This is a genomic window from Bacteroides acidifaciens, assembly GCF_024623065.1.
Classification (GTDB): Bacteria; Bacteroidota; Bacteroidia; order Bacteroidales; family Bacteroidaceae; genus Bacteroides; species Bacteroides acidifaciens.
The window spans coordinates 1-26,035 of sequence record NZ_JANJZR010000063.1; the positions used below are offsets into that span (position 1 = coordinate 1).

Below are 26,035 nucleotides of genomic sequence, written 5' to 3' on the forward strand. Positions count from 1 at the left end.
GACTATGTGACGAATAAAAACAGGTCGGTAAAGCCTATCTAACATAATCTCAGGAAAATTTAAACAGGCTCTAAATAATGAGGCAAAGTTAAGGATGTTTGAGGAGCAGGACAATAAAAGGAGAAATCAGTCTGGTTTCCAACTTCTCCTTTCCCTTTCCAGTATAGAATAATTCCGGAGTGATTATTTGAAAACCATCTTCATCGGTCTGCCTATCCACACTTGTGGTTGCTCAAGGTTGAAAATAGATGCTATTGTAGAAGCTACATCATACTGCATCATGCTCATGTCATCAAAACGAAGTCCTTTTTTAATATTCTTGCCAGAAATAATGAAAGCTGTTTCCATTTCCTGCATTGTTTTGCCGCCATGGCCTTTGTTAATGCCACCGTGGTCGGAAGTTAATATGAAAATAGTATCATCAAGGATTCCTGCGTCTTTTACAGCTTGGACAATTTGTCCGACATAGGTATCCAACTCTTTGAGTTTTTCATAATAGGCGGGAGTGTCATGTCCTTCAGTATGTCCCGTATGGTCGGGACCGTCGTAACAGATGGCAACGAGAGCCGGATGTTTCTCCTTTATATAGGAGGATGCTACATTGCCTAATTCTTTGGGAGCTTTGTTGCAATCGGCAACATGGTAATGATAACTCATCGAAAGGGTGTCTACTAAATATTTGATTCCTTCCCATTCGTACAAACAGCCGATTTCCGCTTCTGGGCGGGCGTCGCGCAGCAATTGGAAGACAGTGGGGAAGATTCCGTTCTTGTTCAATACGCGTGACGGAAGCTCCGGAGTTTTAGAGCCCCATTCGGTGTATCCGTGAAGTTCCGGTCCGGCTCCCATAAACATGGATGCCCAGTTGATGGCACTGGAAGAAGGAAGTGCCGACCGTTTCTTGAGTGTGTAGGCGCCGTCTTCCATTAGTTTCTTGACGTTGGGCATGTCTGCTTTGGGCAGGCTATATGCACCCCAGCCATCCAGTCCGATAAAGACAACGTGTTTGGCTTTGTCTTTTCCCTTGGCATTGCAAGAGAAACTGAGACTGAAGAGTAAAGCAAATATAGTAAGTAGTGTTAAGAGCATCTGTCTATTCATGATATTTTTATTTATATGGTTAATGTTTTATTCGTTGTTTAATGTGAGGTCATAGCTAACGATAATAGATACAAGGTAGGACTATTATTTAGTACTGATTACTCTTTATTCCTCCTGATAAGAATGACCTCTCGGAAAAATTTCTCCATCCTATGCTTTCTTCGAAGTCCATGGTTGTAAAGCATCTGTCCAAAAGGGATCGTCTGCGGGAAGACCTAGCGGCAGGAAAGTGAGTGACGCCATATATAGGCTTCCATTATTGGTATAATAATCCGAAATGCCGGCTTGGGAACTGTTGAAGCCTAGCGTGAGGAAATCTTTCGTGTTGAAATTGCGGTTATTTCCAAACATACGTTTGATGACAGCCGTCATGCCGGCACGAACTTGCCCTTTTCCCATTCGCGGAGTTGTCTGCGTCGGATTGATTCCTTCCGGAGTGTCGTCGTCCGCTAATGACAGCCAGGGAGCCAGCCCTGCCATTAATCGTCCGAAACATTCCATATAAGTCACGTCTTTATTTCGCCCGTCCCAAGTCGGGCTCAATTCCGGAAGCTTTCTTCTATATTTATGCGTTATAAATCAGCACCACTGTGTATGCCACATAGCAAAGCACCATAATACTTCCCTCTATTCGCGTAATCGTCCGTCTGGCAAAGAACAGCCCGAAGAACCAGAGCAGGATACCGGAACCTACTAATGTAAACAGGTCGAAGTTGGTAATTTCGTTAAGATGGAGAGGGGTGATGCTGGCACTACATCCTAGTACAAAGAAAATATTGAGGAGATTACTGCCGATTACATTTCCAATGGCAATTTCCGGATTTTTCTTTAATGCGGCAACGATAGACGTTGCCAGTTCAGGAAGAGAAGTACCTCCTGCAACCAGCGTCAGTCCGATAATCGATTCGCTGACACCCAGGTTGCGGGCAATACCTGTAGCTCCATTGACGAATAATTGTCCGCCGTAAATAAGTGCGGCGAGCCCGCCAAGAATATAAAGGCTGGATTTCCACCAGGGGAGCAATTTGATTTCATCTTCTTCGGTGGGGTGAGCGAATTGCTGGGAGTCACCCGTGGGAGGCGTGGACGGAGTACGGGCAATCGCGAAGGTATATCCCATGAAGATGGCGAAAAAACAAAGCAATAATAGGCCATCCACCCTGTTTAGGATGTTTTCCGAAGCTTTGTCAAGAAAGACATCATTGGCGCATACCAGCAGGGCGACAGAAGAAAGAATGCAGAGCGGTATCTCCTTCCTGAGCGTATTCCGGGTGATGACAATCGGGGCAAACAGGGAGGTGCAACCTACAATCATCAATGTGTTGAAGATGTTGCTACCCACCACATTGCCTATGGCTATGTCTGCACTGCCTTTGAGGGCGGAAGCGACGCTGACTGTCAGTTCTGGGGCAGAAGTGCCGAATGCGACAATGGTAAGTCCGATAACAATAGGTGGGATACGAAGGCGTTTGGCTATCGAAGCCGATCCGTCTGTCAGTCCGTTGGCACCTAAAAGAATGAGGATGAGTCCTCCTATAAGAAATAATATATTCATACTTTTTTCTGTTTGTTTGCAAAGATAATCATTTTGGAAGTTGATATGTCAAAAACAATCCGTATGTTTGTTCTGTTTTTAGAATAAAAAAGGATTAACCTTAATTCACTTTCAGCGAATAAATAGGATATGGAGATGAATAGAATGAAAAAAATGGTGTTGGTGTTGCTGATGTCTTTGGGGGCGATAGGGGCGCAGGCACAGTTGGAGCAAGCTGTCAAAAAGATATTTGCCGGAGATACCATAGCCGAGACACATCCCGCCTTGAAGCGGGATTCAGACTCGGCTTATGTGGCAAATTTGCAAAAGACATTGGAAGAAGCCCGGCTCAATGAAGCGAATATGCGTATGGAGATGGAGCAAATGAAACTCCAGATGGCTACCGCCGATTCCGTGAAATACGCACAGCAACGACAGCGCATTGATTCTTTGCGCCAGTTCACGAAGGGAATACCTGTAGTGGCGGATGGCGATACCTTATTCTATCTTTTTACCAAACGTGGCGGATATACTCCCCAGCAACGGGCGCAAATGACAGGCATGGCAGTTGAGGAACTGGGGAAACGCTTCAATCTCCGTCCCGATTCCGTTTCTATCGACCATTCGGATATTGTTTCCGATTTGATGTACGGCAATAAGGTGTTGCTTTCACTCACAGACCAGGATGCATTGTGGGAAGGTGTTTCTCGTGACTCCCTTGCCAAAGAGAGACGGGAGAATGTTGTCTCCAAACTGCATGAGATGAAGGCTGAACATAGCATTTGGCGGATGGTAAAGCGGATTCTTTATTTCGTGTTGGTGATTGTCGGTCAGTATTTACTTTTCCGTCTCACGAACTGGTTGTTCCGTAAAGTGAAAGCACGAATCCTGCGGTTGAAGGATACGAAGATAAAGCCTGTCTCCATTCAAGGATATGAATTGCTTGATACGCAGAAGCAGGCCAACCTGCTGGTCTTTCTCGCTAGTGTAGGGCGGTATATCCTGATGGCGTTGCAACTGCTGTTCACCGTTCCTCTTATTTTTATCATATTCCCGCAGACAGAAGGGCTGGCATACCGATTGCTGGGATATATATGGAATCCGATTCGGGGTATCTTTGTCAGTATCGTGGATTATATTCCCAAGTTGTTTACTATTATCGTTATCTGGTATGCGGTGAAGTATCTGGTGCGTCTGGTACTTTATCTGGCGCGTGAGGTGGAAGTTGGACGTCTTAAAATCAACGGTTTCTATCCGGACTGGGCGATGCCGACTTTCCATATCATCCGATTCCTGCTTTATGCATTTATGATTGCGATGATTTACCCTTATTTGCCAGGGGCTAGTTCCGGTGTGTTTCAGGGAATCTCCGTTTTTGTCGGATTGATTGTTTCGCTCGGTTCAAGCACGGTTATCGGTAATATCATTGCCGGACTGGTGATTACCTATATGCGTCCGTTCAAGATGGGCGACCGGATTAAGCTGAACGATGCTACCGGAGATATTATTGAGAAAACACCGCTTGTCACCCGCATCCGTACACCGAAAAATGAGGTGGTCACTGTCCCCAATTCGTTTATCATGTCCTCGCATACCGTGAATTACAGCACTTCGGCACGCGAGTACGGACTGATTATCCATTCGGAAGTGTCTATCGGATATGATATCCCGTGGCGGCAAGTCAATCAAATATTGATTGATGCTGCGTTGAATACTCCCGGAGTGGTGGACGACCCGCGCCCGTTCGTGTTGGAAACGTCTTTGAGTGACTGGTATCCGGTTTATCAGATTAATGCCTATATCAAAGAAGCGGCTAAGATGGCACAGATTTATTCAGACTTGCACCAGAATATACAGGATAAATTCAATGAAGCGGGAATAGAAATCATGTCACCGCATTACATGGCTGTACGTGATGGAAACGAGACGACGATTCCAAAAGATGATTTGAGAAATAGCGATTCAGCGAATCAGACGGGACAGGGAGATAAGACCGATAAAGTATAAGGTGTCCCTTTCATCACGAAAGAGACACCTTGTGTCGTGTGTTTTTTCACTGAGAGTAGAATTTATATCATCAAGGAAACTTATTTCTTCCGGGTGACCGTATAGAGTATATTCCCTTTTTTATCTATCATATGTAAGTTGAGTTCTTTCTTGTCGATGGAGCAGACGGAGAAACCCGGTTCGGGGCTACAGAACTTTGTCCCTTCAACAGGTTGCACTTTGCGCGCCAGAGATGCGGCGGAATTAACGATATAGTCGATGTCGCTTCCTGGAATGCGGATGTGCTGGAAGTTATGGATGTGTCCGCAGATGTACATGTCTACCTTGTGTTTCCGCAGGATGGAATCCACACGTTTTTGCATATCCAGGCGCTCGCTCTCTTCTTTCGGAGTATAGGCATAGATGGGATGATGTCCGGCTACGATAATCCATTCTTCTTTGGCATTGGCGAGCACGGACTCCAACCATGATAATTGCTTGTTGATATCCTGTTTGCAGGCATCGGGGTATTTATCACTTTCATTACGATATTTGTCAATCAGCGGAGCCGTGTCTATCCATACGATGCGGATAGTGGCGCCGTTGTCTTCGAATGTCCGGGTGTAGTAGCGGTCGGGCATTGTCCAGCGACGGCTGACATGGGTATAATCCAGTACGGCTTGCGTGTTGCCGCGATATTCGTGATTTCCCAAGACGGGGAACCAGTCAATCATCAGTTCCGGGTGAGAGTAAACCAGTTCGTAGTTGGTCATCCACAAAGGGTCGTTCACACTGCGTACTCCTTCGAAATGATGAACATCTCCGGTAGCCACTACAAACTCGGGGCCGATTTCTTCCCCCATCGTACCCATTAATTCGGCAATGGGCTTTTGGTCGTAATATCCGTTGCGTCCTAAATCATTCGCCACATAGAAGTTAAACTTCTTGTCAAATATAGAGTAGTCCAATTGTGCCTGGACGAAGCTGCAAATGGAAATCAGTACGAGAATCAATAAACTTTTAATCTTCATATTCTGTTGATAATTAGTGGTTTATAATATAACACTTGTCACTCCCGGACTTTCGGCTTGTTCCTTTAAAAGGAAAGGGCTGTTCCTTTTAAACCAATGCTCCGTTTCTTTTAAAGGAACGAGGGTTTCCTTTTAAAGGAATGAATCCGGTGTCCGGAGAGTATCAGAAGTTGATTTTTACGCCGGCATTTATTTTTACACCATAGTGTTCCGACTGCATTGTGCGGTCTTTGGTTCCCTGATAATAGCGAAGCGGTTGATTCAACAAGTTGGTAGCGTCTGCATAGAACGTTGTCTTTATTTTCTTGCCGAATGTATAACTGGCGTTCAAGTCCATATAATCTACGGTATCGTAATAACGGTCTAATGCGGCAACTTCGCCCATCTCGTCGATAAAGCTTGATGCATGATTGTAGGAGAGACGTACGTTGAAACCTTTTTTCTCAAAGTAAAGTGAAGCATTGGCTGTGTGTTCGGGAGAGCCGGGTAGTGAAAAGTCTTTCTCGTTTTCGCGCCCTTCGAAGTTGAAGTTGTTCACTTTGGTATGAGTATAGGTGTATGTGCCGTAGAATCCGATACATTTCAGTGCGGGAGCAATGAAGCTGAAGTCGCGTTGGTAGGCAAGTTCTACACCGAATAAGTCGGCGTCGCCTGCATTCTTGGGCTGGGTGAATTTCTTGTACTCGTTATTTTGATACATATAGTCGCCAATTACTTGGTCTACAATAAAGTCATTGATTTTCTTGTAGAAAATACCGGCGCTGACCAGTCCGACGCTTTTGAAGTAATAGTCTGCACTTAAATCGAAGTTGTAAGAGAGGGTGGGTGTCAGGTCGGAGTTACCCATGACCAACTCGTTATCGCTGCGGTTGATATTGACACATGGAATCAGCGCGGAATATTTGGGACGGCTCAATGTCTCGGTGAAAGAAGCGCGGATTTTGAAATCATCTGTTACATCATATTTGAATAATACGCTGGGAAGCCAGTTGACATAGTTGTTCTTGTGGTTTCCGGTAGGTTCAAGGCTTTCGTCTTCGTTTTCATCCACGTTCCAGTTCCAGCCGTTGTATTTGATATGGGTAGCTTCCATACGTAGTCCCAGCATCAGTTTTATCTTCTTTCCAAGATTCTGGTCGAAGCGGAAGAAGGCGGAAGTGATGTTCTCTTTGGCGTGGTAGTTGCCGGAAGACTCTTCAAGCACCAGTTCTCCTTCCATATTCTTCAGGTCGAGTGAACCCAGGTATTCTTTGGATACGAAATCAGTTGCTTTGTACTGGCTGCCCGGCATGTAGCCGTCGCGAATCTGACTGCTGAGGTTATTCATGTATTCAGTGTTGTACGTATCTTTGTATGTGTCCGCATAGTCGTAGCAAGCTACGTCACGGTCTTTGGTCTTGGATGCGTATTTGGCTCCGAACTTTAGGCTGTTTCCGTAGATACCGTTTGTGAGTGGCAGCTCGAAGTTGACTTTGAATTTCAGGTCATTTTCATAGATTTCCTGGTTGCTTTCGGTCAGTTCCTTTACTTTCCATTTTCCTCTTTCACCGTCCACTTCTCCGTTGTGCAGGCTTACGTCTGTTGTCACGTACGGGAAACGGCCGCCTGCGTCTACAACGTTGAATCCGAGAAAGTCCTGTTTCAGGTTGAAATATCTTTCGTTCGGACGGTCTTCGCTGGCACGTGCATAGGATGCGCCCCAATCCACAGACAGCTTGCCGAATTGGTGTTCTCCACCCAGGCTGAAGTCCATAGTCTGTTGAAGTTCCAGGCGTGCGTTCCTGTTGTTGGGTGTCCCCCCTTTGGTTTCTATTTGGGCGGCTTGCTGCATTTTACCTTTGTCGTCCAGTCCGGTCTTGTCCAGGTCTTTGTAGGTCACCCGGTAACGGTTTTCCCAGTCATGGCGGCGGTTGTAGATACCTTGCAGTGTCAGCCGGTGATTCGGATTTATCTCGTAATCGAAAGCCAGTGAATAGCTTTGGCGTTCGCGGGTCACGTAGTACTGGCGTTTTTGTGCTTCCACCATGACTACTTCCCCTTGCTTGTTGACGTCGTATTCAAACTCTACATCGTCAGAACCTCCCGGAGCATTCTGATAAGAGATAGCTGCCAGTATTCCTAACTTCTTGTTGAAGAAACGGTCACCGTAGGTAAGTCCCAGGTTTAGTTGGGCTTTTTCGCTTATCCAGTTGTATCCGGTTCCTGCTGTGGCACTGAACATTCGTTTGTAGGGAGTACTTTTCGTAACGAGGTTGATAGACCCGCCGATGGCGTCTCCATCCATGTCCGAAGTAACCACTTTGCTGACTTCGATTGTCTGTATCATATCGGCAGGGATAAGGTCGAGTTGTACGTTGCGTGTATCGCCTTCGGCAGAAGGGAGACGATTTCCGTTGATAGTGACGGAACTAAGGTCGGCGGAAGTACCGCGCACTTGTCCGAAACGGGCTTCGCCCTGGTCATATTGCACATTGATACCATTGATACGTTTCAGGGCATCGCCGATATTGGAATCGGGGAATTTGCCGACCTGGTCGGCTGAAACTACATTGGTGATTCCAAGGTTGTTTTTCTGCGCATTGATAGCGCGGCGTTGTCCCTGGAAAGCTCCGCCTACCACCACTTCCTGCAATTCGAGCCCTTCATTGAGTATCACGTCTTTTTCGAGTGTCTTTCCGGCAGGGATGGTGATTTGCATTTCGACAGGCGAGTAGCCTACGTAACTGACTTTTACTGTGTATGTGCCCGGAGTAAGATTGGCGAAAGTGTAGTAACCGTTGATGTCACTGGTCACTCCGGTGTGTAGCTTTTCGATGTAGATGGATGCTCCCGGAAGAATTTGTTTGGAAGTATCCACAATGCGTCCGCGGATAGTACCTTGCTTCACTACGTTCACTTTTTCTTCTGCAAAAGTGTTACCGCCGGTGCTCATGACTAAAAGAACGAATGGGAGTAATTTTAAAAGTCGTTTCATAAATGTTAGCGTGCGTTAATTATTTGCCGCAAAAGTAGAGAGCTAAGGTTTCTTACTCTTTACAGTTGCTTGAATAACGCGTAACAAATATGCTACGTTTGTATTACAACATTTTTGAGGGGCTATCGGATTGAACGGTTAATCGCTTCCGAGTATAGTGTAATGAATATCAAAACGTCCGTTAGTGAGACGTTCGCCATTGCCGAATGTCGCGCTGATTATTCGCTTATTCGTATCGAAGCGGCTTATAAAGGCTGTTCCGTCTTCCAACTCTTCCCCTTCGAACCGCACGTCCGTAATCACTGATTCTTTACCTTCTTTAGGGGATAACAGGGTGAAATAGATGCTGATTGCAGGCTTCACAGTGACGGAAACGGATAGTTTATCCTCTTCTTCATTATAGCGGAATGAGTCGTGAGTCCATGTGTTTGAGTGTCCCCATCCAAGGTACCGCCCACCTACATAAATCCAGCCGTCTACAAGACAGCCGAATGTATCGGCACCCGTAGTTGTGGCGGAGGGCAGGACTGTGATATCGACTGTGTCATCTTCCATGCAACTCCAAAAACTGAGAATAGTGAGAAGGATGAGTATTGATTTCTTCATGGCTATTACAATAAATGTTAGAAATAATAGGATAATCCCGTCGTTATATTTAGTCGTGTGAGGTTTGAGTCATTATTTGAGTTGAATTTTACATCAATCGTTTCTCCATGATAATGAGACCTCATCTTGAAAAGTCCGCTGAACATATATTGTACTCCCAGTCCGATTCCTACATTGGGAGTCAGTTTATAGGTAAGATCGGCTTGGGTAAGAAGTCCGATACTACAGGCGTTGACTTTTCGTGTTTTACCGAATACCTGACTGTTATTTCGTAGAAATACGACACCGGGGCCGGTTTCCACACGAACCTGCCAATGCTTTGTATAAGCATTGCACATACCAATCTGGGCGCCCATGAAATGAGTCCATAAGTGGTCTTTTCCTTCCGGATGACTGCCTTTGGAGGAGAATCCGGAGTAGATTGCGCCGAAAACAAAGCGTTTGAGAGGGCGGAAAGTATATTGCCCATTCCAGCTTACGCCTTGTGCGAGGTCGCGTTGGTAACTATGGGTGGTCAGTGTCAGTGAGGGAGGATTATGGAGCATAACACCATAGCCCGCATGAAAGGTGAACTCGTGTCTCTTGAAATCCCTTTGTGCGAAGAGGGAAGAGTGGCAAGTGATCACAATGAATAATAAAATCGCTTTTATCAGTGTTCGCTTCATATAGATTAGTTTAGATAATACGTCCTTTTTGCAAAAGTAGAAAATATATTAGAACTTCTCACAACGAATCAGAATTTTTTGGCCATTATTTAATGTGCTGGCAAATAGGTAGGTATCTCCCCCTTCTGCCAGGTTGATGCGTTTGCGTAGTTCGGCCACGGTAGCCGGAAAGTTGCGGACGGTGAGGTTCGCTTTCTTAAGGTCTGCCAGGCTTTCTTTTATTTCTTTCTTATTGAAACTGCATTGGTTGACGATACGGAAGATTCTTCCGGGAAAGCCGCTAATCAGCGTATCGGAAGTATAAAGGTGGCTGTTGGGATGCAGTTTCTTTACCGGGTAGGCTGTGGCGGTACTTCGGAAAGCACCGGCTTTCAGGAGAGACGCATTCGGCTCATACAGATAGTTGCCTAATGCATCCGTGTAGGCACATTCACTGCGCTGCTCCTGTTCACGGGTGAATACGAAGTGTTGTTCTTCCTGTTCTCCTTTTGTGAAGAGGTTTACGCAGTGGATTGGGACTTCTGCCGGCGGGTTTTGTCCGAGTAATAACAGTAGCTCTTTACATTCGTTGTTGACGGACAAGATATGGACTTCCTGCGTATGTCGCAGCTCTTTCAGTGCTAATGAAAGGTCGAGCATGGGAGAGAGTTTTATCATTATCCGGTTGGCTTTGCTTAGTAAAAGTTCCTCCAGTTCGGCTACGTCTGGTTCGCAGTCGGAGATGGCTACGGTTTTGCCGCCATGCTCGTTGCGGCGGGCAGGATCGAGAAATATGCAGTCTACGGGAGACATTGCTTGCAGGTAGGCTATGCCATCTTCATTTCTGACGGTAATGTGATTCAGATGGAGTAAGGGAAAGTTGTGTGTGGCTATTTCGCAAAGTTCTTCTTGACGTTCTACATAAGTGGCCGATTTGAAATTGCTGGCAAGGAAAGAGCAGTCTATCCCGAAGCCTGCGGTAAGGTCGGTCAAAGATTCACCTTGCAGGAGGCTTGCCTTGTAGCGGGCGGTGATTTCCGAAGAGCATTGTTCCAGTGACAAATGTTTCGGATACCATATGTCTTCTATTTCTTTCCATGATGGGATTTTCTCGGCGGCAACCTGTCGTCCGGCTATCTGGGTGATGGCAGTCGGCATGTCTACATTCGGATACTTTTTAGCTTGTAAGGCTAAGGCGCGTATATCGTCCGACTGGTGTTTACGAATGAATAGTTGGGTTTCGGGAGAGATTTGCATATGCGTATTGTTACGTTGTATAGGGTATTATTATGTCGTATAACAGTGATAGTACGGTTATTGCTGAACATTGGGTTATGGTATTACCTTGTATTTCTGCCTGGCTACATCACGGCTGCAAAAGTTGAAGTGCCACCATTCGCTGGGCAATGCACGGAATCCGGCTTCTTTCATTACTTTTCGTAACAGTATCCGGTTTTGTCGCTCTGCCTCGCTCATTTTTCCGTTACGTATCAGTTCGTTCTCTTGGGTGATATGCGCTTCTACGCCTAGATGGTCTACTTTTGTACCCATTGGTAATGGTTGTCCCGAAGAATCCTGGATACTGATGTCTACTGCCAGCCCGTAATTGTGGAGTCCTCCGCCACGGTTCGGGTTGGACACGTATTTGTATTTAGATGTTCCTTTCACTACATCCCACATTTTCTTTTGTATGGACATCGGGCGTGCGGCGTCATAAATGAGGAGACTGTAAGACGGGTGTAGTTTTTTCAATGCTCTTTGTGCTTTCACAAGGGCATATGCCGCGTCTGGATGCAGATAGGCTTCCGACAGGTTGTCATAAAGCACTTCCCCGGTGAAATTGTCGGCTTGTGTGTACATCAGTTTAACGGCCAGACTGCTGTCTAGTTCGGCAACGTTCACCAGTCCTAAAGAGTCCATATAGAGAGCCATTGCGCTTTTCGCCGGTTGCGGAGCAGGAGGACATTCTTTCCGGAGTTGTATGTCATCCGATGGATGCTCGTATTCCGCTATGTCGGGGCTTCCCTTTTCCTTGTGACCGAAGACGGAAGTACATTCTGCTAGTAGCAGGCAGAGAATGGGCAAACTGTATTTTAGAAATCTCATTCGGGCTTTTGTATTTAGTGCGCCAAAGATACTTCTTTTTGGCTTTAACTCCAATAAGCGTTTGTTGTAGTTCTTTCTATCGCCTGATATTTAGCTACTGCTTTCTTCAGATTGGCTACGCTTTTCCATACATCCAATAGGTGTCGGACGCGTTCATCTTCGGCTTTGCTGTTATTGATTGATAGCCGTTCCGCATAGATTTCCAATAACTTCTTTAAGTCTTTGATTGGTTTTTCGGGAAGTTCGGCGAGTAATGCGACAAGCTGTTTCTCCAACTCCCGATTATGCAGTGGACTGATGTTCATCATCTGTTGCAGTATCAGGTCGGTTGGCCTTTTCGGCGGCCCCCATCCTGTGCGTTGGTGTGAGCATGGAAATCCTGCTTATGCGTGAGCTGTCTATGCATCCTTTTCCGTCGAGATACTCTCCCTGAGGATAATATATTTCTACCAGTAACGGATGTGGAGTGCGCGGGTGATACTCTGTGCTCTCGTTATATTTCCCTTTATTGACGATTCGGACGTTCTGCCCTTCTCAGCCATAGATAAAAAGAATAGGTGTTTGATTGTATATTGCCTAGATATGGAAATTTATTTTTTGTAAGAAAAGAGGTCCTGGGAGAATTATATTGTTTTTAAAAAGTACAGCTTGCAATATATAAGAAAATAAATGGATTATCCTTTTGTATAACAGATCATAAAAAATTATTTTTTATAGTCCAATACGATTATTTATACATAAAACAATTATTCTTTATAACTATTCTTAGATCCTATCTACTATATTACAATAAAGTAATACTTTTGTTTTTGTTAATGTCTTGGCGACATAATCTAAATAAGTCTTATAAATCTTTAATCGGAAAAAGAAACAGCTGTTTGTGAAAATCGCTAATATTGTTTGTTTTGTTTGTGTTATCCCATTTTGAGTCAAGTGTGACATCAAAATGGGATTTTCTTATTATAAAATACTCCAAGCACCACCCGAAATCTATCTAAAATGACCTAAAAACTATCCGCTGATAGATTTTCCCCTAAACAATATTTGTTCTTGACCTGTCACTTCTGTTGAATTCCCGTAAACTTGCACCATCAAAATTATTACGCTGAGTATTCACATATTAAAAGTAACGCATATGAAAAGTTTAAGCTTCAAAAAAGACCTGGTGGGAGTACAGGACGAATTACTCCGTTTCGCATACAAACTGACGACCGATCGTGAAGAAGCAAACGATTTGTTACAGGAAACTTCATTAAAGGCGTTGGATAACGAAGATAAATATACCCCTGACACAAATTTCAAGGGATGGATGTATACGATAATGCGGAACATCTTTATTAATAATTATCGCAAGGTTGTACGCGATCAGACATTTGTTGATCAGACCGATAATCTTTATCATATCAACCTGCCGCAGGATTCCTCATATGAGAGTACAGAAAGGGCTTATGACTTGAAGGAGATGCGCCGCGTAGTCAACGCTTTGCCTAAAGAATATAGAGTGCCGTTTGCTATGCATGTAGCCGGATTCAAATATCGTGAGATTGCAGATAAACTGAATCTTCCATTGGGTACAGTAAAGAGCCGTATTTTCTTTACTCGCCAGAAATTACAGGAAGAGTTGAAAGACTTCCGCTAAACTTTATAGCTTTTCAGTTGATATTAAATTAATAGGTATTAGAGTAAAAGAATTGAATGGGATTGCATAGAAAAACTCCTGTGAGCTGAATACTTATGGGAGTTTTTCTATGTAATCTTATCTTTTGACCTATCGATTTGAGGTCAACAATAGATCAACAGTGATGTGTTTCGAGGTGATTTTCCACCAATTTAGCCATATTTCTGCTTGGCCCCATATTTCAAGGAAGGATGGAGTATCAAAATAGAAAACCTCATAAACTATTGTTTATGAGGTTTTCTATTTGTGGACCAGCCTGGGCTTGAACCAGGGACCTCCAGATTATGAGAACGATAAGATGATATTCTGTGATAGTCCGTTTTATTAATCCTTGTTGAATATCAGTTAGTTGCAAAATTCGCTATCCTCTATGAAATTCACTAAATCCCCCTAACTGAAATAGTTTGTTTACGCATTGTTTACGCAGAAACAAGCAGGAGCGAAGACTGTACTAAGCCCATTTAACAAATACAAGTACCATCTATTGACATAAAGCATGATGTTGTCGCAATTATTTTTGAGGTTTGCGACAAGAATGTATTAGCACTATAGACATAGATAGTAAGGACACTCTGACACTTTTAATATCAACTCTAACACCAACTAAGACACTAACTCCGACACTACGTGTATTGATAACATATAAATAGAACTTCTATAGCAACTGTGTTTATTATAATGATTCAAATCAGTATTTCTGGTTATTTTCATCATAAACTAATCCATTTCTTTTGTCGAGTGAAATGAAATCACTATTTTTGTGAGCAAATAACAAATTTTGCCAAGATGGAAACAGATATAAATCGTCTGAAAGTTGTTTTAGCGGAGAAGAAGAGAACAAATAAGTGGTTGTGTGAGCAATTAAATGTCAACCCATCCACCGTTTCAAAATGGTGTACAAATAGTTCTCAGCCAGATATTGAAACCCTAATTAAAATATCACACCTATTAGATGTCGAATTGACCGATTTAGTGAATAAAGACTTTAAAACTTTTTAACCTATAAATCAAATGTCTGATTTATGATAAAAATCCGAAATGAGGAATAAACGTATTGAATATATAATAGATGAAATTCTTGACCAGTATGCGTATGCTGATGAATCAACCCGACCATGGATTATAGGATTCAGTGGAGGAAAAGATTCAACAGTATTATTAATGCTTGTATGGATTGCGCTCGAAAAATTAAAAGAACTACCGGGGCCATTTCAACTTCGTAGACCAATATATGTAGTATGTAATGATACAATGGTTGAAAATCCTATAATTGCATCGTATGTTGATCAAGTTCTTGAACAGATAGAAAAAAAAGCGAGAGAAGAAGATTTGCCTATTTTTGTCCGGAAGACTACGCCTCGATTGGAAGATTCATTTTGGGTGAATGTTATCGGGAAAGGTTATCCTGTCCCGAACACAGCATTTAGATGGTGTACAGAGAAAATGAAAATTAAACCTACTGCTCGTTTCATAATTGAACAAGTTGACGAGTGTGGGGAAGCTATAATTTTAATAGGAACAAGAAAGGCTGAAAGTGCAACTCGCGCTCGTTCCATCAAGAAACATGAAATTCATGGCAAGCGACTTACCAATCATACTCTGTTGACAAATACATATGTCTATGCACCAATCAAAGAATTGATGTTAGAAGAAGTCTGGTACATAATAAATACCATTCCATCTCCTTGGGGATTTGATAACAAAATCCTGTTTAACATTTATGTTGATGCGAGTGCGGACGATTACGAATGTCCAACCGTTGTAACAGACAAAAGTCATGGTTCTTGTGGTCAAAGTCGTTTCGGTTGTTGGACTTGTACTGTTGTGAAGGATGATAAGTCCATGCGTTCGCTTATAAAAAATGGGCGAGAATGGATGCAACCGCTTTATGATTTTAGGTTAAAACTGGATCAAGAACGGAATATCATTGAGAATCGGTTCCCGTTGCGACGGGATGGAAGAAGAGCCGTGAACGATATGGGATCCTACACTTTCACATATAGAGCGAAAATGTTGGAAGGGCTGTTAAATGTTCAACATGAATTGCAACAATATAATCCTGAAATAAAACTCATTACAGATCAAGAATTGATTGCAATTCAAGTGAATTGGTATCGAGATTTTAACTTTGCACATCAAGTATCAGAAATATATAACAAAATCTATAATTCCTCATTAAATATGGAAGAGGGCAAGATAAAAAACAAATTGGAAGCAGATTTGATGAAAGAAATTTGCCAAGAGAACCTTGAAGAAGGTGAATTGATAGAGCAACTTCTTATGCTTCAGAAAAGCAAGTCACTCATGCAGCGACGCCGTGGCTTGAAAACAGAAATTGAATCTCGTTTAGAGGAATTTGTAAATAAAAAGAAATCATGACGATACGCGAAATAGAACTTAATAATTTCCGAATTTATAAAGGGAAGAATAAGATTGAACTTTTTCCCGATGGGAATAGGAATCTGATTATCGTCAGTGGTAATAATGGTTTCGGCAAAACAACTTTTCTCATGTCATTAGTTTGGTGCCTATATGGTAAGAACATGGGGAAGGTTGATGAACTATATCGTAAAGAAATTGACGAAAAAGGAGGTTATAGTAAATACATTGGTAATAGTCTCAACTTTGCTGCACAGAAAGAAGGCGAAACTCGGTTCTCTGTGTCCGTTACATTTACGGACGTAGAAATTCCTGATACGCCTTGCACCGAGATAACAATTGTTCGTTCCTATGATAGTGCAACAAATTATGATGACGAGTTAGAAATTCTGATTGATGGCCGGAAAAACGATTTGTTCACGGGATCAAAAGAGGAAATTGCAAAAGAAGAGGAAATATTTATTCGGGATTACATACTTCCAATAGAGATTGCAAAATTCTTTTTCTTTGATGCAGAAAAGATAGTTTCATTTGCTCAAATAAATACTCCAGAACAACGAAAAGATTTAAGTCTTGCATATTCTCAAGTTCTTGGCATACAGAAATACGAAGATCTCAAAAATGAGTTGGTTAGAATTCAGGATGATTATAGGAAATCATCTGCTAAACCTCAAGAGAAGCGCGAGTTTAATGGGCTAATCGCAGATATTGATTTTAAAGAAGGAGAAATTGGCAGATTGATCGAAGAAATATCTAATTTGGAAGAAGACAGAGTGTTTAAACGTCATAATTCTGCCGAACTTCAATCAAGATTGATTCGTGAAGGCGATATGATGTCAGCCGATGAATTGCAAAAATTGAATAATCGAAAGGAGGAACTTGGCATAGTGTTAAGGGAAGCAGATGACAGTCTTAAAGATTTATACAGTCTTATTCCATTTGGTTTGGCTGGAGGTATTATGGCTGAACTTTCAACCCAATTAGAAACAGAAAAAGCGTATAAGCAGAACAAGCTTCAGTTGGAAGGAGTTAATGATAAAACTGATGTCATACTTGGCGATATTGAAGAAGCAAAGAAAGAACTTCATTTCTCAATAGATATAAAGACTAGAGACTTCTACGAGCTTCAAATCAGACAACTCATCAAAAAGCATTTTTACAATGTTTCTGATGAAAGTAAGTTTGAGCACTTCAGTACGTTGCATGACTTTAGCCAAGGACAGATTGATGAATTTACGCATATTATTGCGAAAATCAAAGATAGTAAGTCCTCTTTTGAAAATCTAATTAACAAATACACCAAGGCTAAATCAGAATTATACACAATCGAAAAGAACATTCGAGAGGCTGAGAAAAAGGCAGAGAGCGATTATGTTCAAGATTTGAGAACCCGAAAAGAGAATATCGACCGTCAGATAGATTCTATAGGTATTGAGATCGGGAAAAGACAAAGTGAAATAGAATCACTTCAAGAACAAGTGATTGCTCACAAAAAGCAAAAGGAGATTCTCTCTAAAAAAATAAATGTGTCTGATCAGAACCGCGCAGTTGACAATGAGGCTACGCGTCTGATCAATACGATACAAAAATTCCTTATTCGCTTCAAAGATGAAAAGAAAAAGGCTCTTGCGAAGAAATTAGAGACAAAACTTCAATCATATTTGCACAAGACCAATCTTGTTAAAAAGGTAATTGTTGACATCAATGGCAATGGCGATGATGTTGACATCTGCCTATTTGGATATGATGACAAGAAAATTGACAATAGCATTCTTTCCATGGGTGAACGCCAGATGTTTGCATCTGCGCTGTTAAGTGCTTTGGTTGATGAAACAGAAATTGATTTTCCTGTTTTCATAGATAGTCCTATGCAGAAATTTGACCCACAACATACAAAGAATGTACTCACGAAGTTCTATCCAAATGTTTCAAAACAAGTGATTCTCTTTCCCCTTCTTAAAAAAGAATTGACGGAAGAAGAATATCAATATATTCAACCGATTGTGAATAAATCCTATTTAATAAATAATGAGAAGAATGGTTCACACTTTGTTGAAGTGAAACCAGAAAATCTTTTCGAAGAATACAACAATAGCGGATATGCAAATTAACATCAAAACATCTGGCGAAAATCAAGCCATTGTAACCCAATTAACAAAAAAACTTACTGGGGGTACAAAAGAAAATGTGATAGCTCGTATTGCATTAGGCTATTCTTTGTCTACGGGAAAACGCTTTACCCAACAGGAATTTTCTACCTACGATTCACAAGGAAAAGAATACAAAGACCATATTCTGTTTGATGGACAGTATAGAGATTTCTATATTGCCTTAATTTGTCAGGCATATGGAATAACTAAAAATGATGAGCTTATTCCCAAATATATAAAGTTGCATATTGACCATGGATTAGAAAAGATAAATTATCTGTTTGAAAACAATCCACAATATACTTTCTTCGATTTCTTAACTGAATACTTCAGAAAAGGAGTTGATTTGATTGAGGATACTCCTGAAAGATTTGATTGTGTTGAAAATCGAAATCAACATATCACAAAAACTACCTTTTCAGGACCAATCCAAATAAAAGTGGGCTATAATATTTCGACAGGTGAGAATATATATTGCTGTTTCAACGATTCCACTCGTTACAATAATCAGCATATTGCTGTTGCCGGAAAGTCAGGTTCCGGTAAGACTCAATTCGCACTTGAGTTTCTTCGTCAACTATATAAGCAGACGCAAGGGCAAGTCAACTTCTTGTTCCTTGATTTTAAGGGATTGAGTGAGGATGACAAAAACAAAATGAGTGACTTTTTTACAGAAACTCATACAGAATGTATAAATGCGCCTCATACACCATTCCCTTTGAATCCCGTTTCATTCATTGACAATGTTAACGAAAAGAACAAACTGGTAGGTATAAATAAGTTTGTTGACATTATTGCTAAATACTCCAATATCGGCAAGAGGCAGCAACAAACACTAAAAGATGCTACCAAAGAAGCGTTTATTCAACATAAGGACGGTAAGCATCCTTCATTGAAGGAAATCTATGATTTGGTAATTGAATCGGTTGGCGATAACCGTGACACTCTTACTGAGATTATGGAACGTCTTAGTGAATATGAACTCTTTGCGTCAAGAGTTAATGATCCAAGTATCTTCCTAAATAACAATTATTATTTTTCTCTATCAGGTGAGCTGGATAGTACGGTTCGATTCACGTCAATCTTCCTCATCATTAACTACATCTTTAATGTGTTCACAAATATGGGTGGCACAGAAGTCATTGATGGTAACCGAAGCATGCGTTATGTGTTAATGATTGATGAAGCTCACGATTTATTCCGAGAAAAAAAGTCTTTGGAGATTTTGGAAGTTTTACTTAGAAAAATTCGGTCATATGGAGTCTCTATAGTTCTTCTCTCTCAAGGCATATCGGAGTATAACCAAGGCAATTTCGATTTCTCGCAAGAATGTGAAACAGCATTCCTTTTACCGATAAACGACCTTAATAATACAAAAGCAATAAACAAATTCTTAGGTCTGAGTGAAAAGGATGGATCTCGAACTCTGCGAAATCTTGAAAAATTAGATAACGGACAATGTGTATCTAATATTAAAGAATTGCAAAAAGGCGACTTGTTTGAAGTTGTTCAGTATTGGAAAGAAAAATAATATAAGAAAAATTATGGACTGGATAAAATCACATAGGCGCAAATTGATGTTCTTCATATTATTTTTCTTAATATGTGGATCTAGCAGTATATGGATGTCTATTCTGTTTCTGGATATAGGATGTAAAGACGTGGCAATTGGATTAATTACAATTGCTATTGCTTCTGTATGTGCTTCTGCAGAAAGAATCTTAGAAATGATAGACAACAAGTCAGAAACTAGAGATGACAACGATGACTTTTACGGTATTGCATGGTTAGTTGTACCATTATTGGCATCAATTATAGTAGTTGGTATTCTTAAACGATCTGAGATTGCTGCTCTAATTATATCTATACTTGTTTATTTCTTATATTGCTGGTTGTGGTGGTATCAGAATAGACATAGAAATATTTTCAAAAATCCGACAAGTCCACTTGGAGGAGATATATAGAATTATATTATCGTATGAAAAAAATATATGGAATAAGAGTTAGCCAACCTCTTGGAGACTTCTTTATTGCAAAAATCAAAGCAAAAGATTTACTTGAGATTTCAACATCTTCTGTTGCTCGTTATAATAAAGAGGGGAAATTGGTCGGAAATCAAAGACCTCTTAAATTGCCGAGATTAAAGGCAATCGCGAATTTTATAAAATCTGCCGAGATGTGCTTTCCTACTTCTATTTTAGTTGCCGCAAACGTTGACAATGAAGGAAATATTATAGAAGAGCAGTCTAAAAGATGGAGTATACATCCAACTTCTATTTCTGATTGCTTTGAAATAAAAATTCCGTCAGAAGTTTCATCACTAATAATTGACGGTCAACATAGGCTTAATGCGTTCTCTTATACAGAAGAACAATTTAAGGATATAGAATTAGTCTGCTCCATATTTTTGGATTTACCCAATCCTTATCAAGCATATCTTTTCGCTACAATAAACGGTAATCAAAAAAGAGTTGATAAAAGCTTGGCTTTAGAACTTTTTGGATATGATGTTGAAGACAAACCTTCAAATACCTGGTCGCCAGAAAAATTAGCTGTTTATCTTACTCGAAAATTTAATTTTAGAAAAGATTCTCCGCTTTATCAAAAGATAAAGTTAGCCCCGCTTTTCTCGTCAATAGAAGAAATTACAGATAGAACAAAATGGCTATTGTCAACGGCAGCTATGGTGGAAGGCATCATGCACCTCATATCTTCTAATCCTCAAAAAGATAGAGATTTCCTTGCCATGAAACGTTCTTTGTGGTCTGGAACTGGTACTCGTTCTGATTTGGGAAAAATGGAAAGTAATGGCAAACGAGATACTTCTGTATTAAGGAACTTGTATATAGAAAACAAAGACGAAGAAATATATGAAATTATATTTAGGTATTTTGATGCAGTGAATGAAATTCTATGGAAAAATGCGTCAGCAGATAGTGTCATTACTAAGACAATAGGCATATCTGTGTTGTTTGATATATTGAAAGCTATCATTGAGAATGAAGGCATTCAAGATTCATTTGAAAAATATATTTCATTAATTTCAGACGTTGATTATACTAGTGATTATTTTTCTTTGTCAGGAGGAGGGAAAGTGAAACTTAGACGTATCCTAAAATATAAATTAGGTTTTTTGACAGACGCAGATTTAATAGAGTCTGACATTAGATTTCTACAGGAACCATAAAGTATCCGAGTTAAAGCTGAAACATATAATAAGCAAAAATTATTATCAAAGAATATGACAGAGCAAGAACTACTACAAATGCGTGACTTGGCAGAGGATGGAAAGTTACAGTTTAAGGAGCGTGCGAATGATCGATATGACATAAGTTGCGAGATAGTGGCGTTTTGCAATTCTCGTGGTGGACAACTTGTCATAGGCATAAATGACAAGACGGGGGTAATCAATGCTCTGTCATATCAAGAATTGCAGGAAGTGACAAATCTACTGACAAATATTGCATCAGAAAATGTTATTCCCAATATACTAATAGAAGTGGAGAATGTTCCAGTGAAAGGTGGTGGAGTTGTTATCGCCACAATTCCAGAAGGTAAGAACAAGCCATATCATGACAACAAGGGGATTATATGGGTGAAGAATGGTGCAGACAAACGTAAGGTGTTCGACAATTCAGAGCTTGCGGAGATGATGAGTGAATGCGGTAGTTTTGCCCCTGACGAGGCTGCTGTACCTAATGCCACTATTGATGATTTGGATGCAGATACTATCAAACTTTATCTAATGAGCCGTTTTGCACCAGTATTTAAAGGGAAAAACATCGACGAGTTGAATATGAAAGATTATTCGCTTGATGCAATGGCCGAAACCATTATAAAAGGAACAACCATCGAAAAATTGCTCAGAAATCTACATTTCATCCGTCCGGATGGCAAAATTAATGTTGCGGCAATGCTGCTATTCGGCAAATATACGCAACGTTGGCTACCTGTCATGACAGCAAAATGTATCAGCTATATCGGTAATTCTGTTGGTGGTACACAATTCCGAGATAAAATGCATGATATGGAAATTGAGGGTAACTTGCTCCATCAATTCCGTACCATTATGAATTTCTTTACTCGCAATCTGCGTAAGGTTCAGGTTGAAAAGGAATTCAATTCTATAGGTGAACTGGAGATACCTTACGAAAGTCTTACCGAGTATGTCGTTAATGCACTTGTACACCGCTCGCTGAATATTAAGTCTCCGATTCGTATTTTCATATTTGACAATCGTGTAGAAATTCACAGTCCGGGAACCTTGCCAAATGGATTAACTATTGAGGATGTTAAGAATGGTACATCAATGCCTCGAAATATGTTTTTGTTCACGAATGCAAATTACTTGTTGCCCTATACCGGAGCAGGAAGTGGGGTGCGCCGTGCGCTTGAATACAATCCAAATGCCGCTTTTTCAAATGGGGTAGAAGACAAAGAAATCACTCATGCCGCCAACGAGTTTGTTATTACCATACCTCGCGAAAGTAACCAAGTTCAAGCAGAAAGTAATCAAGTTATGATTGCTAATGAGCGTAAAAGTAACCAAGCTAATGAAAAAAACAACCAAGTTCAAGCAGAAAGTAACCAAGTTATGACTGCTAATGAGCATAAAAGTAACCAAGCTGACAAGGAAAGTAACCAACCTCGCGTAAACTTGGTTACTCGTAAACTGACAAAGAAAGAAGAGGATATTAGGAACTTTTGTTCCGTACCGAGGACTGCGCAGGAGATTATGGATAGGTTGAAAATTTCCAATCAATCTAAAAATCGGCAGAAGTATATTACTTCCTTAATAGAGCTCGGTGTTCTTGAACGTACTATTCCCGAAAAACCCAACGACCCAAATCAGAAATATCGTCGCAAAAAATAACTACATAACAAGAATTTAACTTGCCGGTAATTTGCTGGCAAGTTAAAAACAGCGCAAACCTTGACTATTATATGTGATACTTCAAGTGGCGCAATATACAATTAATCCCACCCCCACTGTATAGACGAGCAAGAATATCACCAAGACTTTCATCCAAAAATCTGAGTACCAAACACCCTCATTACATCTGAGGATTTTGCGCATATTGGATTCATGCTCGGTAATAAGTTTCGATTGTTCGGCGCGGTGATTAGCCAATACCGAAACCCAACTTTCTATAGAATAGTCTATAAGTTGCCTAAGCTTTGCAAGTTGTTCGTAAGCATTCGGTAAACCACGTTGCAAATTTTGTGAATTAGTTCCGAACCGGTGCTATTCGTAGCTGATTCGGAACTAATAGTATCTATTCGGAACAAGTTTGATAGGATTTTGTCCAATTACGTGGTAGAAGTTCTTCCATATTCTTCTCATCCCTCTCATAATATGGGATTTTGCTCAGGACATCTTCCATCCAGATTCTAGGGTCTACTTCTGCTGATTTGCAGGTGGCTATCAGTGAGTATACGATGGCAGCCCTGTATGCGGATGCATCGTTGCCGCAGAACAGATAGTTCTTTCTTCCCAAAGCCAAAGGTCTTATGGCATTTTCTATACGGTTGTCATCAATTTCGATTCTTCCGTCGTTTACGTATCTGGAAAGTCTTGGAAGAAGCGTGTACGTATATTCGATGGCTTTACCCATACGGCTTTTAGGAAGCACTCTAAGATAGGTGTCCTGCAGCCATTTTTCAAATTCAAGTATCAGCGGATAGGCCTCACTGATACGTTTCTCCTTACGCTCTTCAGCTGTGAGTCCTTCAGATTCTATCTTGTACAACTTGCCGATGTAGTGTATTGCCTGTGTGGCCAGCGTCCTATTTTCTTCCAGGGCATCCACGTACTTCCTTCTGACATGTGCCCAACAGCCGACCAGAGTGATTCCTTTCATCCGCTCAAACTGTTCGTAAGCTGCATAGCCATCGCATTGCACAATGCCATGGTAGCATCCCAGCAGTTCACGGGCTACCATACCCGAACGGCTGCCACGGTCATAATGGAACATGACGTCTCCCGTGATGCCGTCGCGCACGCACCACTCATCCCCCTTTTTCGCCTTATGTTTCTCATTGTCCAGCACAGGAATGACACTCTCGTCCACTTGTATATACTCACTGGAGAGTATCTTCTGTTTGAGCAGGTTGTACAGCAACCTGAGTTTCTCTACCGCCATTTCATACCATCCGCACATGGTAGATTCGCTTATGCTGATTCCTGATTCGCGATACTGCTGTATCAGACGGTAGAACGGGAGATGATACATGAACTTGCCGATGATAATGTCCGTCAGGACCGAGGCGCCTGCCATACATTTACTGACCGGAACAAGAGGTAGAGGGTGAATCAGAATCTGCCTTTCCTCAGGGTATTTCTCCATATCGGACTTACTTATCACTTTGTGACGGACAGTCTTCAGGATATATAATTTTGCCGGAACACGTTCCAGGCGTGAACTCTCTTCCTTTCCGATTTCAATGAAATCATCCTTAAGCCGACCTTCCGCATCAGTTGTCCCTTCGGGGTAAAGATCAACAACCTCTACCGAAAGAGAAGATGTATCCAAGGGCTTGCGAGCCGGCTTCTCCCTGACTTTTATGGTTCTGGTGATTTCTTCATCGCTTTTGCGGACTTCCTTCTTCATTCGGGATATTTCCATGGAGGACATTTCTGCTTTTGAGAACAGGAACAGTTGGTTGGGATCGAGCGGAAGATTCTTCTCGCTCATCCGGCCAAAGACTTTTTTCCGAAGCCAGTATAGGGATTGTTCCAGTGAGGAAACCCTGCTGATAAGCGCCGCTTTATCATGACGGAGCTGCTCTAATTCTTCCAATAAGGCTTTTTCCTGTTCTTCCGTAAGCATCTGCATCTCATTGTTTCACAATGTAAATATACTAAAATCCAATGACATACAAAAGCAAACAGAGTAAAAAATGGGTACTATTTTCGAAGTTTCTTCAGGTTTTCAAGTCTCGTGCGACGAGAGTCGCGGTCTTCCATGATACCCTCCACAATCATGACAAGTTCCCGCCATTCTATATTTGTACAGACCTCATTGTCATTGGCAGAATCAGGTTTTCCTAAGGTTCCTGCTTCCAGAAGTTTGGAGTACAGCACCATGCCGCCCGGCTCCCAATGCAGGAGCTTTATACGATTACGGGCACGGTTTATGAAGATATACACATTGCCGTTGCAGGGGTCCTGACCCATGGCGTCGGTGATGACACCGCTGAGAGTATGAAAACTTTTGCGCATATCAGTCGGGCGGTTATATAACAGATAGTGCATGCTGTCATTAAGGCTGAACATGGCTGCAGGCCTGGATGATTGAAAACAGTTCCTTTTCATTTAGCTCACCGCAAATGCATATGGCACTACCGGCCGGGGTACGTATTTCTATCTCTTTCAATCCGTTTGGCGTGGCCGGTGTGCTTTTCTGTTTCCGTCCGGTTGTACCGGCAAATGAAGGAACAGGAACAAAAGATCCGCTGTGCGGAAGCTCGATAAACTCACCTTGAGCCGTTTTACCAGATGATTGCTCGGCGGCATAACGGGATTTGCTGTCATAAAACCGCCATACGGGGATATTGAGTTCCTCTAATCTTGACTTATAAGTCACTTTGTGCTCTTTGCAGTAATTCATTATCTCTGCTACTTCTTCTCGTGTCATCATAACTTTACTTTTTGGACGTAAAGTCAATGACGCAAGTTTGAGAAAAAAATACGTACTTTACCGAATGCTTACTTTGTAACAACAATTGTGGCTTTAGTAAAAATAAAGATGTCGTTCAGATGTGTTTTGGGCTCACCGATAAAATCATGTGGGCTTCTCAACAATTAGTATCTTTGCCCTAAAAAACTTTTATGACTAGTTACGAT

20 protein-coding genes and 3 pseudogenes are annotated in these 26,035 nt (G+C 41.5%); 9 read left to right on the forward strand and 14 right to left on the reverse strand.

Features of this window, described 5'->3' with window-relative positions; translation table 11 throughout:
* Positions 1-183 precede the first annotated feature (183 nt).
* The 3 genes and pseudogenes from NSB03_RS15245 to NSB03_RS15255 form a co-directional block, all read right to left on the reverse strand.
* Positions 184-1,101, reverse strand: a complete 918-nt coding sequence (locus tag NSB03_RS15245) for an alkaline phosphatase family protein (RefSeq protein ID WP_024988037.1) — start codon at positions 1,099-1,101, stop codon at positions 184-186.
* 150 nt (positions 1,102-1,251) lie between these two features.
* Positions 1,252-1,500: pseudogene (locus tag NSB03_RS20990) on the reverse strand (DUF2264 domain-containing protein); the annotation flags it as partial.
* Between the two features lie 166 nt (positions 1,501-1,666).
* Positions 1,667-2,656, reverse strand: coding sequence for a calcium/sodium antiporter (locus NSB03_RS15255; RefSeq protein ID WP_024988035.1), 990 nt, complete (start codon positions 2,654-2,656; stop codon positions 1,667-1,669).
* 129 nt (positions 2,657-2,785) lie between these two features.
* On the opposite strand from NSB03_RS15255, the gene NSB03_RS15260 reads away from it, so the two are divergent.
* Entirely contained in the window at positions 2,786-4,642 is a 1,857-nt protein-coding gene (locus NSB03_RS15260) for a mechanosensitive ion channel family protein (protein ID WP_024988034.1), read from the forward strand.
* Positions 4,643-4,722: 80 nt separating this feature from the next.
* Here the strand turns inward: NSB03_RS15260 and NSB03_RS15265 are convergent, their stop codons facing one another.
* From NSB03_RS15265 to NSB03_RS20785, 7 genes and pseudogenes are all read right to left on the reverse strand, one after another.
* Entirely contained in the window at positions 4,723-5,652 is a 930-nt protein-coding gene (locus NSB03_RS15265; RefSeq protein WP_121767422.1) for a metallophosphoesterase, read from the reverse strand.
* Between the two features lie 163 nt (positions 5,653-5,815).
* Positions 5,816-8,626, reverse strand: a complete 2,811-nt coding sequence (locus tag NSB03_RS15270; RefSeq protein WP_257466493.1) for a TonB-dependent receptor — start codon at positions 8,624-8,626, stop codon at positions 5,816-5,818.
* A gap of 138 nt (positions 8,627-8,764) precedes the next feature.
* Complete coding sequence (locus NSB03_RS15275) at positions 8,765-9,232, reverse strand: Riean_0653 family protein (RefSeq protein WP_024988033.1); 468 nt, start codon at positions 9,230-9,232, stop codon at positions 8,765-8,767.
* A gap of 17 nt (positions 9,233-9,249) precedes the next feature.
* Positions 9,250-9,897, reverse strand: coding sequence for a hypothetical protein (locus NSB03_RS15280; RefSeq protein WP_024988032.1), 648 nt, complete (start codon positions 9,895-9,897; stop codon positions 9,250-9,252).
* Positions 9,898-9,945: 48 nt separating this feature from the next.
* Complete coding sequence (locus NSB03_RS15285) at positions 9,946-11,133, reverse strand: THUMP-like domain-containing protein (protein WP_024988031.1); 1,188 nt, start codon at positions 11,131-11,133, stop codon at positions 9,946-9,948.
* Positions 11,134-11,208: 75 nt separating this feature from the next.
* Entirely contained in the window at positions 11,209-11,982 is a 774-nt protein-coding gene (locus NSB03_RS15290) for a M15 family metallopeptidase (protein WP_024988030.1), read from the reverse strand.
* A gap of 44 nt (positions 11,983-12,026) precedes the next feature.
* Positions 12,027-12,393: pseudogene (locus NSB03_RS20785) on the reverse strand (DUF7825 domain-containing protein); the annotation flags it as partial.
* A 724-nt stretch (positions 12,394-13,117) separates the two neighbouring features.
* Here NSB03_RS20785 and NSB03_RS15300 point away from each other — a divergent pair.
* The 8 genes from NSB03_RS15300 (at position 13,118) to NSB03_RS15335 (ending at position 23,062) form a co-directional block, all read left to right on the forward strand.
* Positions 13,118-13,621 carry an RNA polymerase sigma factor gene (locus tag NSB03_RS15300; protein ID WP_024988028.1) on the forward strand — a complete coding sequence of 168 codons (504 nt, stop codon included), beginning with the start codon at positions 13,118-13,120 and terminating at the stop codon, positions 13,619-13,621.
* A gap of 825 nt (positions 13,622-14,446) precedes the next feature.
* A complete protein-coding gene (locus tag NSB03_RS15305; protein WP_128824418.1) occupies positions 14,447-14,659 on the forward strand; it encodes a helix-turn-helix transcriptional regulator in 213 nt (70 codons plus the stop codon).
* Between the two features lie 39 nt (positions 14,660-14,698).
* The gene (dndC, locus tag NSB03_RS15310; protein WP_004335930.1) at positions 14,699-16,039 is read left to right on the forward strand and encodes a DNA phosphorothioation system sulfurtransferase DndC; all 1,341 of its coding nucleotides are present in this window, start codon (positions 14,699-14,701) and stop codon (positions 16,037-16,039) included.
* On the forward strand, positions 16,036-18,150 hold the full coding sequence (gene dndD, locus NSB03_RS15315) for a DNA sulfur modification protein DndD (RefSeq protein WP_024988027.1): 2,115 nt from the start codon (positions 16,036-16,038) through the stop codon (positions 18,148-18,150). The genes dndC and dndD overlap by 4 nt, the downstream gene beginning before the upstream one ends.
* On the forward strand, positions 18,140-19,720 hold the full coding sequence (locus NSB03_RS15320; protein WP_024988026.1) for a DndE family protein: 1,581 nt from the start codon (positions 18,140-18,142) through the stop codon (positions 19,718-19,720). The genes dndD and NSB03_RS15320 overlap by 11 nt, the downstream gene beginning before the upstream one ends.
* Before the next feature lie 13 nt (positions 19,721-19,733).
* A complete protein-coding gene (locus tag NSB03_RS15325) occupies positions 19,734-20,153 on the forward strand; it encodes a hypothetical protein (protein WP_128824417.1) in 420 nt (139 codons plus the stop codon).
* A gap of 14 nt (positions 20,154-20,167) precedes the next feature.
* Positions 20,168-21,376: a DNA phosphorothioation-associated DGQHR protein 1 gene (locus NSB03_RS15330; RefSeq protein ID WP_024988024.1), complete on the forward strand. Its 1,209-nt coding sequence runs from the start codon at positions 20,168-20,170 to the stop codon at positions 21,374-21,376.
* 54 nt (positions 21,377-21,430) lie between these two features.
* Positions 21,431-23,062: an RNA/DNA-binding domain-containing protein gene (locus NSB03_RS15335; RefSeq protein WP_024988023.1), complete on the forward strand. Its 1,632-nt coding sequence runs from the start codon at positions 21,431-21,433 to the stop codon at positions 23,060-23,062.
* An 81-nt stretch (positions 23,063-23,143) separates the two neighbouring features.
* On the opposite strand, the pseudogene NSB03_RS15340 reads toward NSB03_RS15335, so the two are convergent.
* The 4 genes and pseudogenes from NSB03_RS15340 to NSB03_RS15355 all read right to left on the reverse strand — a co-directional run.
* A pseudogene (locus tag NSB03_RS15340) lies at positions 23,144-23,380 on the reverse strand (hypothetical protein); the annotation flags it as partial.
* Positions 23,381-23,465: 85 nt separating this feature from the next.
* Complete coding sequence (gene tnpC, locus NSB03_RS15345; RefSeq protein ID WP_159102148.1) at positions 23,466-25,019, reverse strand: IS66 family transposase; 1,554 nt, start codon at positions 25,017-25,019, stop codon at positions 23,466-23,468.
* Between the two features lie 77 nt (positions 25,020-25,096).
* Complete coding sequence (tnpB, locus tag NSB03_RS15350) at positions 25,097-25,444, reverse strand: IS66 family insertion sequence element accessory protein TnpB (protein WP_257466494.1); 348 nt, start codon at positions 25,442-25,444, stop codon at positions 25,097-25,099.
* A gap of 7 nt (positions 25,445-25,451) precedes the next feature.
* The gene (locus NSB03_RS15355) at positions 25,452-25,829 is read right to left on the reverse strand and encodes a hypothetical protein (protein ID WP_257466495.1); all 378 of its coding nucleotides are present in this window, start codon (positions 25,827-25,829) and stop codon (positions 25,452-25,454) included.
* Between the last annotated feature and the right edge of the window lie 206 nt (positions 25,830-26,035).